The sequence below is a fragment of the Magnetospira thiophila genome, from assembly GCF_054657015.1.
Genome location: NZ_BAAHXF010000001.1, coordinates 1516401 through 1532257 on the forward strand (window position 1 = coordinate 1516401; position 15857 = coordinate 1532257).

Here is a 15857-nt window from a genome sequence, read left to right on the forward strand (position 1 = left end):
TGAGGCGATGCCCCGGCGTCGTCATGCCTGAACTTGTCTCCAGGACCACAAGGAGTTTCCCATGGCCACTCAGGAACTGACGGCTGAAAACCTCGAATCGACCATCGAAAACAATGAGATCGTGATCATCGACTTTTGGGCCGACTGGTGCGGCCCCTGCAAGAGCTTCGCGCCGACCTATGAAGCCATGTCGGGCAAGCATACGGATATCGCCTTCATGAAGTGCGACACCGAAAAGGAACAGATGGTTGCCGCCCAGTTCGGCATCCGCTCCATTCCGACCATCGGCATTTTCCGCGAGCAGATTTTGATTTTCCTGCAAGCGGGCGCGCTCCCGGAATCCGCTCTGGAAGAAATCATCGGCAAGGTGCGTGAATTGGATATGGACGATGTCCGCAAGCAGGCGGCCGAACAGGAAGCCGCGGCCGCCAATTCCTAAAAGATCCGCCGGACGCGCCCGTCCATTTTGGGGGTGTCCGGCGCTTTCTGGTCGGGATTCTGAGGAGCCACAGGCCCTTGAGCGGTCCCGAATGAAAATAGAATCATCAGTCTAAAACTAAAAAGGACGGTGCCGTTTGAAAAGGCCGCCGTCCATTTTTATTTATATATAGCTCTTTGATTTTAAATGATAAATCATGACATCATTCGAAAGAGCTTAGAAGGCCGCAGGGATTTTCAGGGGACTTAAGCCTTGAAATATCCAAATTTGACGGCCTTTTTCAGATCTTTGAGAGGTCGTCACCGGCCAGCGCCCGGCGCAACAGGGCCAGGGTTTCCGCCTGTCCATAAAGCGCGATGAACGAGCCCATGCGCGGTCCTTGATCCTGGCCCAGCAGGATCTGATAAAGCGCCTTGAACCAGTCCTTGAGGTCAGGGAAGCTGGCCGCATGCTGCTTGCCCACCTCGTAGACCTGCCCCTGTAAATCCTCTGGCGAGGCGGCATCGGGCAGGGTTTCCAAAGCGACGATCAGATCCTCCAGGGCGGACTTTTCCGCCGCCGTGGCCAGCCGGTAGTGTTTGTTGGGCTTGACGAAGTCGCGGTAATAATTGATCGCGTAACCGACCAGCTTGTCCAGCATGGGGGCTGTTTCGGGAGTCGCCTCGGGGGCATAGCGGGCAATGTAATGCCACAGCACCGAGGGGTCTTCCGAATGGCAGACCGAGGCCAGGTTGAGCAGGATGTTATAGCTCAGATGAGCTTTTTCATGGGGCGGCTGTCCGGCGTGGATATGCCATACCGGATTGTCGATCTGTTTGCCGATGTCTTGCGACGGAAACCGGTCGATGAAGGTCAGGTATTCATCGACATTCTTGGGGATCACATCGAAAAACAGCCGCTTGGCGGTTTTCGGCTTCTGATACATGAACAAAGACAGGCTTTCCGGCGGCGCGTAGGCCAGCCAGTCCTCCACCGCCAGGCCGTTGCCCTTGGACTTGGAAATCTTCTCGCCCCGATCATCGAGGAACAATTCGTAGGTGAAGGTCTCGGGCGGCGTGCCGCCGAGGATGCGGCAGATTTTGGTCGACAGCGTGACGGAATCAATCAGGTCCTTGCCCGACATTTCGTAATCCACCTCCAGGGCCACCCAGCGCATGGCCCAGTCGGGCTTCCATTGCAGCTTGCAGCGTCCGCCGGTGACCGGGGTTTCCACCGAGGCCCCGGTTTCCGGGTCGGCATAGACGATGGTCCCGGCTTGCGGGTCGCGGTGCAAGATGGGCACCTGTAATACCACCCCGGTGCGCGGGCAGAGGGGCAGAAAGGGCGAGTAGGTGGCCTGACGTTCGGCCCCCAGGGTCGGCAGAACGGCATTAATTACGGCATCGTAATTGTTCAGCATTCGCAACAAGGCAGCGTCGAACTCGCCTGCCTGATAGGCGGCAGTGGAACTTTTGAATTCATAGGGGAAACCGAAATGATCCAGAAAAGCCCGCAATCGCGCATTGTTGTGATGGCCGAAACTCTCATGGGTGCCGAACGGGTCCGGCACCTGGGTCAGCGGCTTGCCCAAATGGGGGGTCAACAAATCACGGTTGGGCACATTGTCGGGCACCTTGCGCAGGCCGTCCATGTCGTCGGAAAAGGCGATCAGTTTGGTCGGCAGGCCGGTCAGCGTCTCGAACGCGCGACGCACCATGGTGGTCCGCGCCACCTCGCCGAAGGTGCCGATATGGGGCAGCCCGGAGGGTCCGTATCCGGTCTCGAACAGCACATAGCCCTTGTCCGGAATCTTGTTGCCGACCCGTTTGGCCACCCGACGCGCCTCGGCAAAGGGCCAGGCGTTGGAATTCTGAGCAAGGTCGCGAATGTCGTCGGTCATGAAAAATCTCCAGTCAAGGGACGCGCGGAAGGTAGGACTCCGGGCTTGCCACGTCAAGAAAGCGCTGGGTTCTTTTCATCGTGTCGGGGGTGTGACACCCTGCACTCCCTCTGGAGACAACGGAGTCCCATAGCCCCATGGGTCTAGTCAGTGCCGCTGCATTGTTTCGTCTGCTGATTCTGATCCTGGTCCTGGCCGGGGTTGGGGCGGGGATGGTCCTGCTGGTGACCGATGACCGGCCCGCCATTGCCCAGGCCGCGACCCCCGGAGCCGACGATGCGCGGCGCCTCAAGGGGCTGGTGAAATCGGTCAAGCGAGCCTTGGCCCAATCGGACCGCGACCATGTGAGCCTGCTGACCGAACAACAGATCACCGGGCTGCTGGCGCTGGCCGCCCGTGGCGTGAGCACCCCATGGATCGTCCGCGCCCAAATCGAGAGTTCGCGTCTTCACCTGCGATTGACCACGGCCCTGCCCCGGCAACGCTATTTGAATATGGATCTGTCCATATTGAGCAGTCGTCAGGGTCTGCGCTTCGGCGTTCTGAAAGTGGGCAAATTTTCGTTGCCCGGACGGTTGTTCTCGCCTCTGCTGCGTTTGCTGCTCGATCATCAATTGGAAAACGGGGCCGGCAAAGTGCTCCTGGATGCCGTTCGTTCGGTGGCCGTCGATGAATCAAAGGTTCGGGTGGTGTACCGCTTTTTCAAGGGGGATGTGGGCCTGTTGAAAAAGGGCCTGGAACGGGCGGTGGCGCGTCGTCAGCCGTTGGGCGATCCGGCCTTGGTGCGGTACTATTACGAGCGACTGACCCGGGTCGGCACCTTGCAGGCCTGGAACCGGGCCAACCAGATGGGGGACTATCTGTTGCCGCTGTTTTCCCTGGCCTCCCAGCGCACGGCAGAGGGCGGCGATCCCATCGCCGAAAACCGCGCCGCGTTGCTGGCCCTGACCCTCTACTGCGGTCCGCCGCTATTTGAGAAAGCCATCGGCGACGTACGCCAGGGACGATTGCGCCATCACTATTCCCGCTGTCGGTTCACCCATCTGGGTGGACGCCATGATCTGGCATTGCATTTTGCTTTCTCGGCCTATCTGCGCCTGGTCTCCGATGTGGCCCCGGCCTTCGTGGTCGGCGAGGTCAAGGAACTGTTGGACAGCTCCCACGGTGGCAGCGGCTTTAGCTTCGATGATTTGGCCGCCGACCGGGCCGGGATCAAGATCGCCGATTTCGCCTTGCAGTCCGAGGCGAGCGCCCGCCGCATACAGGAAGTCCTGGGATCGGACGCTGCCGACGGCCAATATTTTCCCGAGATCTCCGATCTGCCCAGCAGTCTGGCGGAAGCGGAATTCCAACAGGCTTTCGGGACCATAGAGGACCCGCGATATCAGGATATGCTGAGATTCATCGACAGTCGCATCGCGGCCCTGCCCCTGTATCAATAAAAGAGGTTTCCCGTCCTGTCGTCTGCGCCTACAATGCACCTAACATATTGGTAAATTGTCATTAATCACCTCCCAGGACCCTGAAAGCCGTGCCCCGTACGTCTAAACCCGTTGTCGAGACCGCCCCCTCGGACAAGGCCGCCAATACGGAGGTCACGCCGATGATGGCCCAGTATCTGGAGATCAAGGCGCGGCATCCGGAGGGACTGCTGTTCTATCGCATGGGCGATTTCTACGAGATGTTCTTCGACGACGCGGTGACGGCGGCGGCGGTGCTCGACATCACCCTGACCAAGCGCGGCAAGCATCTGGGCGAAGACATCCCCATGGCCGGGGTGCCGGTGCATAGCCACGAAGCCTATCTGTCCCGGCTGATTCGGGCCGGACACAAGGTGGCGGTCTGTGAGCAGACCGAAGACCCCGCCGAGGCCAAGAAGCGCGGGGCCAAATCGGTGGTGCGGCGTGAGGTGACCCGGATGATCACCCCGGGGACGCTGACCGAGGACAGCCTGCTCGATGCCCGGTCGCACAACTATCTGGCCGCCTGTGCGGCGTTGCGCGGGGCCTATGGCTTGGCCTGGCTGGAAATGTCGACCGGCGAATTCAACATGCAGCCGCTGGCCGTCGGAGACCTGGCCGCCGCCCTGGCCCGGCTGACCCCGGGGGAGCTGCTGGTGCCGGATCGGCTGCTGGAAGACCCCGAACTGTTCGATTTGTTCAACGACTGGAAGGCCGCCCTGACGCCGCTGCCGGGTGCCCGCTTCGACAGTGAAAATGGCCGCAAGCGATTGGAAAGCCTGTTCGATGTGGCGACCCTGGACTCTTTCGGCCAGTATTCGCGCGCCGAATTGGCGGCCGGGGGAGCGCTGGTCGATTACCTGCACCTGACCCAGAAGGGTCAATTGCCGCGCCTGACCCCGCCGCAACGGCTGGCCCAGGGGGCGGTGCTTGAAATCGACGCCGCCACCCGGACAAACCTGGAATTGACCCGCACCCTGAGCGGCTCTCGACAAGGTTCCCTGCTGGCGACCATCGACCGCACGGTGACCGGGGCCGGGGCGCGACGGTTGGCGGCACGGTTGGCCGCCCCGCTGACCGATCCCCGGTCCATCGACCAACGACTTGACGGCCTGTCTTTTTTCATCAATTCCCCGGCCCAACGGGAGAAACTGCGCGACCGGTTGCAGCGTTGCCCGGACATGGAGCGGGCGCTGGGGCGGTTGACCCTGGGCCGAGGCGGTCCGCGGGATCTGGCGGCGCTGCGGGTCGGGTTGGAGGTGGGCGCGGCCGTGCGTGAGGATCTCGACGGCGCGAATCCACCCGACATGGTGGCCGCCGATCTGAGCGATTTGGGATTTCATGGCACCCTGACCGACCGGCTGGCTCGCGCCCTCGAAGCGGAACCGCCGTTGCTGACCCGCGACGGCGGGTTTATCGCTCCGGGTTATGCGGCGGAACTGGACGAACTGCGCACCCTGCGCGACGAGAGCCGCCGCCTGATGGCCGAGTTGCAGTTGCGCTATGTGGAACAGACCGGCGTTTCGACGCTGAAGGTCAAACATAACAACGTACTCGGCTACTTCATCGAAGTCCCGGCCAAACAGGCGGACAAGGTGGCTACTCAAGGCGATAGCCCGTTCATCCATCGCCAGACCATGGCCAACGTGGTGCGCTTCACCACTGTGGAACTGGGTGAATTGGAGACCAAAATCAGCAAGGCCCGCGATGCCGCCCTGGCGCTGGAACTGTCACTGTTTGAGGATCTGGTGGGCGAGGTATTGAGCCGCGCCGAACCCATTGCCCTGTGCGCCGCCGCTTTGGCTTCCTTGGATGTGGCTTCGGCTTTGGCGTCCCTGGCCGTGGAACGGCGCTATTGCCGTCCCCATTTGACCGACGGTTTGGACTTCGAGATCGTCGGCGGTCGTCATCCGGTGGTCGAGGCCATGTTGGCCGGAAGCCAGGAACAGGCTTTCGTGGCCAATGACTGCGATCTGGCCCCGGACAACCGGCTATGGCTGCTGACCGGCCCCAACATGGCGGGCAAGAGTACCTTCCTGCGGCAAAATGCGCTGATTGTCGTGCTGGCCCAGATGGGCGGGTACGTGCCCGCCGAAAGCGCCCGCATCGGCGTGGTGGACCGGCTGTTCAGCCGGGTCGGGGCGGCGGATGATCTGGCGCGCGGCCGCTCCACCTTCATGGTCGAGATGGTCGAGACGGCGGCCATCCTCAATCAGGCCACCGAACGATCTCTGGTCATTCTCGATGAAATCGGGCGCGGCACGGCGACTTTTGACGGCCTGTCCATCGCCTGGGCGGTGATCGAATATCTGCATGACGTCAACAAGGCGCGCGGTCTGTTCGCCAGCCATTACCACGAACTGACCACCCTGACCGCCAAGCTCCCGGCGCTGGCCTGCCATTGCATGAAGGTCAAGGAATGGCAGGGCGACGTGGTGTTCCTGCACGAGGTCGGGCCGGGGGCCGCCGACCGCTCCTATGGCATCCATGTGGGCCAGATGGCCGGGCTGCCGCAAGTGGTGGTGGCGCGGGCCGAACAGGTGTTGGAAACTCTGGAGCAGAGCGAGCAATCCTCGGCCCTGACCCGACTGGCCGACGATTTGCCGCTGTTCGCCGCCCTGGCCAAGGCCCCGCCGAAGAGTGCCGCGCCCGCCGGGCCGACGCCGCTGGAGGCGGCCCTGGCCGAGGTCAATCCCGATGACTTGAGCCCCCGGGAGGCTTTGGAATGGCTCTACCGGCTGCGAGACCTTCTGTAACAATCAGTCTTCGAGCACCAACGACCATTCCCCGTGCACCGCCTGCACATCGCGCTCCTGGCGGCGGGCGAAGCCGCCGGTGGACGGGTCCACGTAGGCGAACGTCTTCTGGGACTTGGGGTCCTCAATCAGCTTGAAAAAGGTGCCCTTGGCGGTGGTGAACAGGTCGCCGCAACGGGCCTCGGTACGGCTGCTGGCAGCCCCGGTCTGGAGGGTCGGTTTGCACTGGTGGTCGAGCAACAGGTCGTCGGGGTCCAGGTAATGAATGCGCTTGTCGGCTTCGGAAGTGGGTCGGGGGTGCAACTGCACCAGATAATGATGAATATAATCGGTGCCGATCCGCTCGGCCTTCAGGAAGAGTGGTCCGTCATCTTCCCGCTGGACCAGGGAGCCGGGGGCGACCTCGGCAGCGCGGCGTTGTTGCGGCGTGGGGCTCATGAACATTTCCTCTTGATGCGTGTTGCGCTTAAAGTCGGGTCCCAGGACGCAAAGATCAACCCCCAAGGAGGTACCGCGTGCCCAGATTGTTTGTTTTTGGCCTCGGTTACAGCGCCACGGTTTTCGCAGAACGCCTGCGTGGCCGGGGCTGGCGGGTGGCCGGAACCCGGCGCGAGACGACCGAGGGCAGTCCCGACCTGTTTCAATTCGACCGTGATCATCCGCTGGAGGGTGCCGGATTGGCGGCCCTTCGGGATGCCAGCCACCTGTTGATCTCGGTGCCGCCGGGAGCCGACGGGGATCCGGTGCTCAATGTTTATGGCGAGACCATCGCCGCCTGTCCGCATGTCGCTTGGATCGGTTATCTCTCGACCACCGGGGTCTATGGGGACAGTGCCGGTCGGGTGGTGGACGAGGAAACCCCACGCCAACCGACCACCGCGCGCTCCAGATACCGGGTGGCGGCGGAGGATGGCTGGCTGGAACTGGCGCGCCGTCATGGGCTGCCGTTGCATCTGTTCCGGCTGGCCGGGATCTATGGCCCGGGGCGCAGCGAATTGGATCGGGTGCGGGCCGGTCGGGCCAAGCGGATTGACTGTCCCGGACGGCTGTTCGGTCGCATTCATGTGGAAGATATCGCCACCGTGCTGCAAGCCTCCATGGCCCGACCGCACCCCCTGCGGGCTTATAACGTCACCGACGATCTGCCGGTGGAGCCGCGCCGGGTGACCGAGAAGGCCTGTGCCCTGTTGGGTGTTGCGCCGCCACCCCTGGAGCCCTATGAACAGGCCCTGGAGGGCATGTCGCCCATGCAACGGACGTTCTGGCAGGACAACCGGGTGATTTCCAATGGACGTCTGCATGAAGAGTTGGGGGTGACCCTGGCCTATCCCACCTACGAACAGGGCCTGGAGGCGATTTTCCGGGCAGAGGCACAAGATGGCGGAACCCATTGAACTGATGATCTGGGACTGTGATGGCGTGCTGGTGGATTCCGAGCCCCTGGCGGCCCGGGTGCTGGCCGAGATGCTGACCGAATGGGGGGCACCGCACAGCTCCGAGGACTGCTTTGAACGCTACACCGGGATCTCCATGGCGTCGGTCATGACAAAAGTAACTGCCCTCACCGGCATTGTCCTGCCGGAGGATTTCGAGGGCCAGGTGCGGGCCCGCGATGAAGCGGTGTTCCGGCGGGAATTGCGGGCCATTTCCGGGGTGGCGGAGGTGGTGCGAGGCTTGCCCCAGCGCCATTGCGTCGCCTCGTCGGGTTCCCCGGCAAAAATCGAACGCTCGCTGACCCTCACGGGGCTGTTCGACCTGTTCGCGCCGAATCTGTTTTCCGCCGCGATGGTCAAGAACGGCAAGCCTGCTCCGGATTTGTTTCTCCATGCGGCACAGATGATGGGAGTTGCGCCGGGCCGTTGTCTGGTCATCGAGGACAGTGTCTCCGGGGTATGCGCCGGACGGGCGGCGGGCATGCGGACCTTTGGCTTTGCCGGGGGCGGCCATTGCGGGCCGGGCTATGGGGAGCAGCTTCAGGAAGCCGGGGCCATGCGGGTGTTTTCCCGGATGACCGACCTGCTGTCGCTCATGCCAACGTGAAGACCAGTGCGCCGAGCACCAGCAGCCCATTGAGCAGACAGGCCACCGCATAGAGATAAAGGGCCTGTCGGATATGGTCGGGCGTTGCCTGGGCGGTGCCGGATTTGTTGATCCAGGGATCTTCGACCACCATTTCCCGATAGCGGCGCGGCCCGGCCAGAGACAAACCGAGCGCCCCGGCCATGGCGGCTTCCGGCCACCCGGCATTGATCGACCGATGCTTTCCAGCGTCCCGGAGCAAGGTTTTCAAGGCCCTCCAGGGGGAGGCCTTGGGGGTGAACAGGGCGGCACTGGCGAGCAGCAGTCCGGCCAGTCGGGCGGGCGGAAAATTCAGCAGGTCATCGAACCGCGCGGCGGCCATGCCGAAAGCCTCGTGGCGCGGCGTGCGATGGCCGATCATGCTGTCCAGGGTGTTGGCAGTCTTGTAGACCAGCAACCCCGGAAAACCGAACAGCAGATACCAGAACACCGGGGCGACCACCCCATCGGAAAAATTCTCGGCACAGGATTCAATGGCCGCGCGGGCCACCCCGTGATCGTCGAGTAACGCCGGGTCGCGCCCGACGATATGGCCGACTTCGCGCCGCCCGGCTTCCAGGCTGTCGTCGCGCAGGGCGACCCCGACGGCGCGCACCCGGTCGAACAATTCGCGCTGCGCCAACAAGGTGATCAGCAACAACAGTTCCACTACCCAGCCCTGGGGATAATGGGTACTCAGCCAGGAAACCCCCCAGCCGATGATCCAGGCCGCCCCGCACAGGGTCAGCACCGTCAACAGTCCGCGCAGCCGCCGGTCATTGACCCCCCGCTGCGGGCGATTGAGTTTGTCGTCCATCCAGCCGATGGCGCGTCCGATGAGCACCACCGGATGTGGAATCCAACGGAACAGAAAGTCCATGCCGCCCAGATAGGCATCCACGGCCAGGGCGGCGAGCAGCAGGATCAGGGGGGGTGGGGCGTCCATGGCGGCAGGATGACCGGCGCGCGTTCGCCCGTCAACGGGACAGCGCTATTCGGCGGCGAGATTGGCCTTGATCTCGTGGGCGTAGCCCATCAAAGGGCCGACCTCGGGGCAATCCCCGGCACAGGGCGGAATGTCTTGCAATGTGGGAAACAGACTGACCGGCCGCGATGGACAGCGACCGCAATAAGCGCGCACGGCCAACAGAATCTCTTCGGCAGCCTGCTGATATTTGACACGTGGCTGAGTGGTCATGATCAAAGGGGTCACCCTGTGGATTAAACTATAGTATAGGATTTATACAAGAAAATCTAGGTAAATTTATAACATTTGGGTCATCTGAGTGGGTTCCTATCGCCTCGGCAAGGTATTATAGTGCGCGCCCACCGTCGGTCGAAGGCAGAGACCAACCGACTCAACACCCTTAGCCCGGAGGCATGGACCAGGCATGACCACACTTCCCCCCGATACCGCCGTGATGATTTGCGGCCATGGCAGCCGCGACCCTGAAGCCGTGAGTGAATTCAACAGTCTTGCCGTTCATTTGCGCCAGCATTTGCCGCAAGTGGACGTGGAAAGCGGATTTCTGGAATTCGCCCAACCGGTGATCCGTCAGGGGCTGGACAAGCTGCGCGACCGGGGGGCCAAGCGGATTTTCTGCCTGCCCGGCATGTTGTTCGCCGCCGGGCATGTGAAAAACGACCTGCCCAGCGAAGTCAATGAGTTCGCCAGCGCTCATCCGCAGTTGGATGTACGGTTCGGGCGGGATCTGGCCATCGACAGCCGGTTGCTGACCGCCGCTGCTGAGCGCATCGCCTCGGTCTGTGATGAAGCCGTGTCCCGCGAAGACACCTTGTTGATGGTGGTCGGGCGCGGCACCAACGATCCGGACGCCAATTCCAACATCTCCAAGGTGGCCCGCATGTTGTGGGAGGGAATGGGCTTCGGCTGGTGCGAGGTGTCCTATTCCGGGGTTGCCTATCCGCTGGTCGATGCCGGGTTGGCGCGGGCGGTGAGGCTCGGATACAAGCGCATCGTGGTGTTTCCCTACTTCCTGTTCACCGGGCGGTTGGTCAAGCGCATCCATGCCTGGGTTGACGCGGCGGCGGCGGCGCATCCTGAGATCGAGTTTCTCAAGGCCCCCTATTTGAACGACCACCCGTTGGTCATCCAGACCTTTCTGTCGCGGCTCCTCGAAATGGAAAGCGGCGACAATCTGATGAACTGCCAATTGTGCAAATACCGCGAACAGATCATCGGTCGCGAGGCGGAAGTGGGCATGCCACAGGCCGGGCATCATCACCATGTGCGCGGCATCGGCACCGACGACGAGGCCCATGATCATGCCCATGATCACGCCCATGGTCATGGTCACCATCATCATCATGACCATGAGCACTGAGTTCGATTATCTGCGCGATCCGGCAGCCATCTACGCCCGGTCCTTCGAGATGGCGCGGGCGGCCTGCGATCTGAGCGCCCTGCCCGACTCTTTGCATGGCTTGGTGCTGCGGCTGGTTCATGCCTGTGGGCGTCCGGAATTGATTGACGATCTGGCCTGGGGCGGCGATCCGGCGGCAGTTGGGCAAAGGGCATTGCACGACGGCGCGCCGATCCTGGTGGACGTGGAAATGGTCGCCCAGGGCATCACCCGGGCGCGATTGCCGCGCAACAATGCGGTGATTTGCCGGTTGAACGATCCACGGGTGCCCGGGTTGGCACAACAACGGAGCACGACACGGGCGGCGGCGGCGCTGGACCTGTGGGCGGAGGATTTGGGCGGTGCGGTGGTGGCCATCGGCAATGCGCCAACAGCCCTGTTCCGGTTGTTGGAGCAACTCAGCGAGGATGTGCACCGTCCGGCGGTGATTCTGGGTTTCCCGGTCGGCTTTGTCGGGGCCGCCGAATCCAAACAGGCTTTGATCGACCATGCGGGGGATATCCCGTTTGTCACCCTGCGCGGTCGCGCCGGAGGCTCCGCCCTGGCGGCGGCGGCGGTCAATGCCCTGGTCGGCGGGGCCGGGCAATGAACGCGCCCTGGCTGCATATCATCGGCATCGGCGACGACGGACTGGCCTCCCTGTCTCCGGCGGTCCGGGCGCTGGTGGACAATGCGGAACTGCTCGTCGGTGGGGCGCGGCATCTGTCTTTTGTTTCAGCGGCTTGTCCGATTCTCAACTGGGCTGACGGTTTTGATGAAACGCTGGAAAAAGTACTGGCGGCGCGCGGTCAACAGGTGGTGGTGCTGGCCTCTGGCGATCCCCAATGGTATGGCATCGGAGCCACCCTGAGCCGTCATTTGGACCCCGAGGAAATGGTCGTTCTGCCGCTGCCGGGGGCATTCAGTCTGGCCGCGGCCCGGCTGTGCTGGCCGCTGGCCGAGGTTGTCACCACAACCATTCACGGACGGCCCATCGAGGCTCTGCGCCGACATTTGGCCCCTGGGCGGCGGCTGCTGATCCTCAGTCAGGACGGGGAAAGTCCGGCCAAAGTGGCGAAACTGCTGACCGAGGACGGCTGGGGGCCGAGCGGCATGACGGTGCTTGAACATCTGGGCGGCGCGGCGGAAAACATCCGGCGGGGTACGGCCAAGACCTGGAAAGAGCGATGCTGTGCCAATCTCAATACCATTGCCGTGAGCTGCCATCCCGGCCCCCATGCCCGAATCCTGCCGCTCACGCCGGGGTTGCCGGACGACAGCTTCGAGCACGACGGCCAGTTGACCAAACGCGAGGTCCGCGCGGTGACGGTCGCTGCCCTGTCCCTGCAACCGGGGGAGAGCCTGTGGGACTTAGGCGCCGGGTCGGGATCGGTCGCCATCGAAGCCCTGCGCGCGGTGCCTGGCGCGCGGGCCTTGGCGGTGGAGCGCGATGCGGTTCGGGCGGCCCGCATTGCCCGCAACGCGCTGGCCCTGGGGGTGCCGGAAATATGCATCCTGCAAGGAAACATGCCTGAAATTCTGGCTGAAATCGAAACCTCCCCGGATGTGATCTTCGTCGGCGGCGGGGTTGGGCACGATGGGTTGTTGCAACAAGCCTGGGGCTATTTGAACAGGGGTGGGCGTCTGGTGGCCAACGGGGTGACCATCGCGGCAGAGCGGGCGTTGCTGGATTTTCAGGACGCAAATGGCGGGGACTTGGTGCGGCTGGCGGTCAGTCACCCCAAGGCTGTCGGCAGGCAGATGGTCTGGGAGTCCAAGGCCCCGGTTACCCAGCTGCGGGCGGTCAAGCCATGACCGGAACCCTTTATGGACTGGGCATCGGGCCGGGCGATCCGGATTTGATTACCCTCAAGGCGTTGAAGATCCTTCAGTCGGTGCCCGTGGTCGCGGTGGCGGCCCCGGAGCAGGGTGACTCATTGGCTCAGGCCATCGCTGCGCCGCACCTTCCGGCGGGTTGCACGCCGTTGACGTTGCGGGTTCCCCTGCGCCCGGGGGCGGATGCCGCGCCATACTATGACCGCCACGCGGACACCCTGGCCGGTCATTTGACGGCGGGACGGGACGTGGCCCTGCTATGTGTCGGCGATCCCTTTTTCTATGGCTCTTTTCTTTATATTTATCAGCGTCTTGTTGAGGGATTTCCGATCGAGGTCATTCCCGGGGTCACTTCGGTCACGGCTTGTGCCGCCGCCGCCGGAATGCCGCTGACATCTTATGATGAAACCCTGATCGTTGTTCCGGCAACCCTCGACGAGGAAATGCTGACGGCGCGGCTGGCCTCCTGCGACGCGGCGGCGGTGATGAAAGTGGGGCGGCATCTGGACAAGCTGCGCCGGGTACTCGATCATCTCAATCTGACCGACCAGGCCTGGTATGTGGAGCGGGCGGGGATGAACGACCAACGGGTTTGCCGCTTCGGGGAACTCACCACAGTCGAGGCTCCCTATTTTTCCATGGTGCTCATTCATCGCAAGGGAGGGGCGGGCCAATGACCGTGACCGCTGTCGTCGTTCTCGATCAAGGGGCCATGGGGTTGGCACGACAACTCTGTGCCGCCCTCCCCGGGGCGGTTTTGCATGGGCTGGAGGATCGGGTGCGCGGGGCCGATGTGCCGTTTTCCGGTGTGGCCGAGCATCTTCGGGGGCTGTTTGCCGAAGGGACACCGATTATCGCCTTTTGCGCGGCGGGCATTGTCATTCGTGCACTGGCCCCGCTGCTGAGTGACAAGCGTGATGAACCGCCGGTGCTGGCGGTGGCCCGCGACGGGGCCTCGGTGGTGCCGCTGCTTGGCGGCCATCACGGGGCCAACCGGCTGGCCGAACAGGTCGCGGCACTGTTGGATGGCCATGCGGCTTTGACCACGGCGGGGGATGCCGCCTTCGGGGTCGCCCTGGATGCGCCGCCCGCAGGTTGGAAGCTGGGCAATCCCGAGGCGGCCAAGCCGGTGATGGCGGCGCTGCTCAATGGACTGCCGGTGGGGTTGTTGCATGAAGCCGGAGAGGTGGGTTGGCTGGACCGCGTGCCGTTCGCCGAGACCGGCACCCATACGGTGCTTTGTACCGATAAGGCGGCGGCAGGCACGGCCACCGATTTGGTCCTGCATCCGCCCACATTGGCCCTGGGCGTCGGCTGTTCCCGCGATTGCCCGCCGGAAGAACTGGACGCCCTGGTCACCGAGACCCTGGCCCGCGCCGGATGGTCGGCAAAATCGGTGGCGCTGGTGGCGTCTCTGGATGTGAAAATGGATGAACCGGCGGTGCTGGCCCTGGCCCGACGGCTGGAGGTCCCGGCGCGCTTTTTTTCGGCGGCGGAACTGGAGGCCGAGACGGGGCGGCTGCTCAACCCGTCCGAGGTGGTCTTTGCCGAGGTGGGCTGTCACGGGGTGGCCGAAGGCGCGGCGCTGGCCGCCGTGGGAAGCCATGGCACATTAGTTGTTGAAAAAACCAAGACGGCAAACGCCACCTGCGCCCTGGCCCGGCTCGGCAGCGGCATTGCGGCGCATAATATTGGGCGGGCACGGGGGCGGTTGCGCATCGTCGGGATCGGGCCGGGGGCGGCATCCTGGCGTACCCCTGCCGCCACTCGGGCTATTATCGAGGCGACGGATCTGGTCGGCTATGGACTGTATCTGGATTTGTTGGGCGACCTGGTGGTCGGTCGGAACCGCCACGAATCGCCGCTGACCACCGAAGAACAGCGGGCGCGGCTGGCTTTGGATCTGGCCGCCGAGGGCCGCTCGGTGGCGCTGATCTGTTCCGGCGATGCAGGGATCTATGCCCTGGCGACGTTGGTCTATGAGCTGATGGCGCGCGAGGACCGGGACGCCTGGAACCGGCTCGATGTGGCCGTGGAACCGGGGATTTCCGCCCTACAGGCCGCCGCTGCCCGTATCGGCGCGCCGATCAATCACGATTTCTGCACCATCTCTTTGTCCGATCTGCTGACTCCCTGGCCGGATATCGAACGGCGGCTGCACGGGGCGGCTTCCGGCGACTTCGTGGTTGCCTTCTATAATCCGGTGTCGCAGCGCCGATGCACCCAACTGGCGGCGGCGCGGGATATCCTGCTGACTGGACGCCCCGCCACCACGCCGGTCGTGCTGGCCCGCAACCTGGGCCGCGAGGGGGAAGAGGTGCGGGTGATTACCCTGGGTGAATTGACGCCGGACCATGCGGACATGCTCACCTTGGTGCTGGTCGGGTCGTCCAATAGCCGTCATTGGCGCGGTCGGGTCTATACACCGCGCGGCTATGCCCGCAAAATGGATGCACAATAATTTTCAGGAGTCATAGATATGCGGGTTTTATATGTCCTTTTGGGTTTGCTGCTGACCTTCGCCGAGGCCCGGGCGCAGACTCCTACGGCGCAGGATATCCTGTTCGAGGAGGCGGAACGCCGCGCCATCGAGCATTTCTTCGGTGACAAGGCGCAGGCCGCCCGGGAGGTTCTGGAGACCACCCGCGCCGCCGTCCAGGGCACCCCGCCCGCCAAACGGTCCGACGACGATGATGATGATGACGAGGACGACCGCAAGGATGGAAAATGGGACAAGCACAAAGACAAGAAAGAGAAGAAAGATAAAAAAGAGAAGAAGCACGGCAAGAAGGATAGCCATGACAACGGCAAGGGAATGCCACCGGGTTTGGCCAAGCGCGACAATCTGCCGCCGGGATTGGCGAAACACATTGAAAAGCATGGCAAGCTTCCACCTGGCCTGGACAAGCGAGATTTGCCCGAGGCTCTGGAGGCTCAACTGCCGCCGCCACCGCCGGGCACCGAGCGTCAGGTTGTGGATAGCGACGTGGTGCTGATCGAGAAGGCCACCGGGGTCGTGCTCGACGTGCTCTATGACGTGGTGGTCCAGGGCGGAGTGAAGTAACG

15 protein-coding genes are annotated in these 15857 nt (G+C 63.1%); 11 read left to right on the plus strand and 4 right to left on the minus strand.

Annotated elements, in window-relative coordinates; all coding sequences use genetic code 11:
• The first annotated feature begins 61 nt into the window (after positions 1-61).
• On the plus strand, positions 62-439 hold the full coding sequence (locus ACYQ1P_RS07365) for a thioredoxin family protein (protein ID WP_460019695.1): 378 nt from the start codon (positions 62-64) through the stop codon (positions 437-439).
• Between the two features lie 280 nt (positions 440-719).
• Here ACYQ1P_RS07365 and ACYQ1P_RS07370 read toward each other — a convergent pair whose 3' ends face one another.
• Positions 720-2318: a lysine--tRNA ligase gene (locus ACYQ1P_RS07370; protein WP_460019696.1), complete on the minus strand. Its 1599-nt coding sequence runs from the start codon at positions 2316-2318 to the stop codon at positions 720-722.
• Positions 2319-2455: 137 nt separating this feature from the next.
• Here ACYQ1P_RS07370 and ACYQ1P_RS07375 point away from each other — a divergent pair, with 137 nt between their 5' ends.
• Positions 2456-3760, plus strand: a complete 1305-nt coding sequence (locus ACYQ1P_RS07375) for a hypothetical protein (RefSeq protein WP_460019697.1) — start codon at positions 2456-2458, stop codon at positions 3758-3760.
• 161 nt (positions 3761-3921) lie between these two features.
• Positions 3922-6534 carry a DNA mismatch repair protein MutS gene (gene mutS, locus ACYQ1P_RS07380; RefSeq protein WP_460020144.1) on the plus strand — a complete coding sequence of 871 codons (2613 nt, stop codon included), beginning with the start codon at positions 3922-3924 and terminating at the stop codon, positions 6532-6534.
• A gap of 3 nt (positions 6535-6537) precedes the next feature.
• On the opposite strand, the gene ACYQ1P_RS07385 is transcribed toward mutS, so the two are convergent.
• Positions 6538-6972 (minus strand): hypothetical protein, encoded by a 435-nt coding sequence (locus ACYQ1P_RS07385; protein ID WP_460019698.1) that lies wholly within the window; start codon positions 6970-6972, stop codon positions 6538-6540.
• 77 nt (positions 6973-7049) lie between these two features.
• Here ACYQ1P_RS07385 and ACYQ1P_RS07390 point away from each other — a divergent pair, with 77 nt between their 5' ends.
• Together ACYQ1P_RS07390 and ACYQ1P_RS07395 are read left to right on the plus strand one after the other, a co-directional pair.
• Entirely contained in the window at positions 7050-7928 is an 879-nt protein-coding gene (locus ACYQ1P_RS07390; protein ID WP_460019699.1) for an SDR family oxidoreductase, read from the plus strand.
• Positions 7912-8574: an HAD family hydrolase gene (locus tag ACYQ1P_RS07395; RefSeq protein ID WP_460019700.1), complete on the plus strand. Its 663-nt coding sequence runs from the start codon at positions 7912-7914 to the stop codon at positions 8572-8574. The genes ACYQ1P_RS07390 and ACYQ1P_RS07395 overlap by 17 nt, the downstream gene beginning before the upstream one ends.
• Here ACYQ1P_RS07395 and cbiB read toward each other — a convergent pair.
• Entirely contained in the window at positions 8561-9538 is a 978-nt protein-coding gene (gene cbiB / locus ACYQ1P_RS07400; RefSeq protein WP_460019701.1) for an adenosylcobinamide-phosphate synthase CbiB, read from the minus strand. The two genes, ACYQ1P_RS07395 and cbiB, sit on opposite strands and share 14 nt — an antisense overlap.
• A 45-nt stretch (positions 9539-9583) precedes the next feature.
• Positions 9584-9790, minus strand: a complete 207-nt coding sequence (locus tag ACYQ1P_RS07405) for a hypothetical protein (RefSeq protein WP_460019702.1) — start codon at positions 9788-9790, stop codon at positions 9584-9586.
• A 193-nt stretch (positions 9791-9983) separates the two neighbouring features.
• Here ACYQ1P_RS07405 and ACYQ1P_RS07410 point away from each other — a divergent pair, with 193 nt between their 5' ends.
• From ACYQ1P_RS07410 to ACYQ1P_RS07435, 6 genes are read left to right on the plus strand one after another with little or no spacing between them, the layout of a single operon-like run.
• Entirely contained in the window at positions 9984-10937 is a 954-nt protein-coding gene (locus ACYQ1P_RS07410) for a sirohydrochlorin chelatase (protein WP_460019703.1), read from the plus strand.
• On the plus strand, positions 10885-11565 hold the full coding sequence (locus ACYQ1P_RS07415) for a precorrin-8X methylmutase (protein WP_460019704.1): 681 nt from the start codon (positions 10885-10887) through the stop codon (positions 11563-11565). The genes ACYQ1P_RS07410 and ACYQ1P_RS07415 overlap by 53 nt, the downstream gene beginning before the upstream one ends.
• Entirely contained in the window at positions 11562-12770 is a 1209-nt protein-coding gene (gene cbiE, locus ACYQ1P_RS07420) for a precorrin-6y C5,15-methyltransferase (decarboxylating) subunit CbiE (RefSeq protein WP_460019705.1), read from the plus strand. The genes ACYQ1P_RS07415 and cbiE overlap by 4 nt, the downstream gene beginning before the upstream one ends.
• Positions 12767-13468, plus strand: a complete 702-nt coding sequence (gene cobI, locus ACYQ1P_RS07425; protein WP_460019706.1) for a precorrin-2 C(20)-methyltransferase — start codon at positions 12767-12769, stop codon at positions 13466-13468. Before cbiE ends, cobI begins: the two co-directional genes overlap by 4 nt.
• On the plus strand, positions 13465-15252 hold the full coding sequence (gene cobJ / locus ACYQ1P_RS07430) for a precorrin-3B C(17)-methyltransferase (RefSeq protein ID WP_460019707.1): 1788 nt from the start codon (positions 13465-13467) through the stop codon (positions 15250-15252). Before cobI ends, cobJ begins: the two co-directional genes overlap by 4 nt.
• A gap of 18 nt (positions 15253-15270) precedes the next feature.
• Positions 15271-15855 carry a hypothetical protein gene (locus tag ACYQ1P_RS07435; protein WP_460019708.1) on the plus strand — a complete coding sequence of 195 codons (585 nt, stop codon included), beginning with the start codon at positions 15271-15273 and terminating at the stop codon, positions 15853-15855.
• Positions 15856-15857 lie beyond the last annotated feature (2 nt).

Excerpts from the sequence above, each read along its gene's own strand:
- ACYQ1P_RS07365 (WP_460019695.1), top strand. The coding sequence starts at position 62 with ATGGCCACTCAGGAACTGACGGCTGAAAACCTCGAATCGACCATCGAA.
- ACYQ1P_RS07370 (WP_460019696.1), bottom strand. The coding sequence starts at position 2,318 with ATGACCGACGACATTCGCGACCTTGCTCAGAATTCCAACGCCTGGCCC.
- ACYQ1P_RS07375 (WP_460019697.1), top strand. The coding sequence starts at position 2,456 with ATGGGTCTAGTCAGTGCCGCTGCATTGTTTCGTCTGCTGATTCTGATC.
- mutS (WP_460020144.1), top strand. The coding sequence starts at position 3,922 with ATGATGGCCCAGTATCTGGAGATCAAGGCGCGGCATCCGGAGGGACTG.
- ACYQ1P_RS07385 (WP_460019698.1), bottom strand. The coding sequence starts at position 6,972 with ATGAGCCCCACGCCGCAACAACGCCGCGCTGCCGAGGTCGCCCCCGGC.
- ACYQ1P_RS07395 (WP_460019700.1), top strand. The coding sequence starts at position 7,912 with ATGGCGGAACCCATTGAACTGATGATCTGGGACTGTGATGGCGTGCTG.
- cbiB (WP_460019701.1), bottom strand. The coding sequence starts at position 9,538 with ATGGACGCCCCACCCCCCCTGATCCTGCTGCTCGCCGCCCTGGCCGTG.
- ACYQ1P_RS07405 (WP_460019702.1), bottom strand. The coding sequence starts at position 9,790 with ATGACCACTCAGCCACGTGTCAAATATCAGCAGGCTGCCGAAGAGATT.
- ACYQ1P_RS07410 (WP_460019703.1), top strand. The coding sequence starts at position 9,984 with ATGACCACACTTCCCCCCGATACCGCCGTGATGATTTGCGGCCATGGC.
- ACYQ1P_RS07415 (WP_460019704.1), top strand. The coding sequence starts at position 10,885 with ATGATCACGCCCATGGTCATGGTCACCATCATCATCATGACCATGAGC.
- cbiE (WP_460019705.1), top strand. The coding sequence starts at position 11,562 with ATGAACGCGCCCTGGCTGCATATCATCGGCATCGGCGACGACGGACTG.
- cobI (WP_460019706.1), top strand. The coding sequence starts at position 12,767 with ATGACCGGAACCCTTTATGGACTGGGCATCGGGCCGGGCGATCCGGAT.
- cobJ (WP_460019707.1), top strand. The coding sequence starts at position 13,465 with ATGACCGTGACCGCTGTCGTCGTTCTCGATCAAGGGGCCATGGGGTTG.
- ACYQ1P_RS07435 (WP_460019708.1), top strand. The coding sequence starts at position 15,271 with ATGCGGGTTTTATATGTCCTTTTGGGTTTGCTGCTGACCTTCGCCGAG.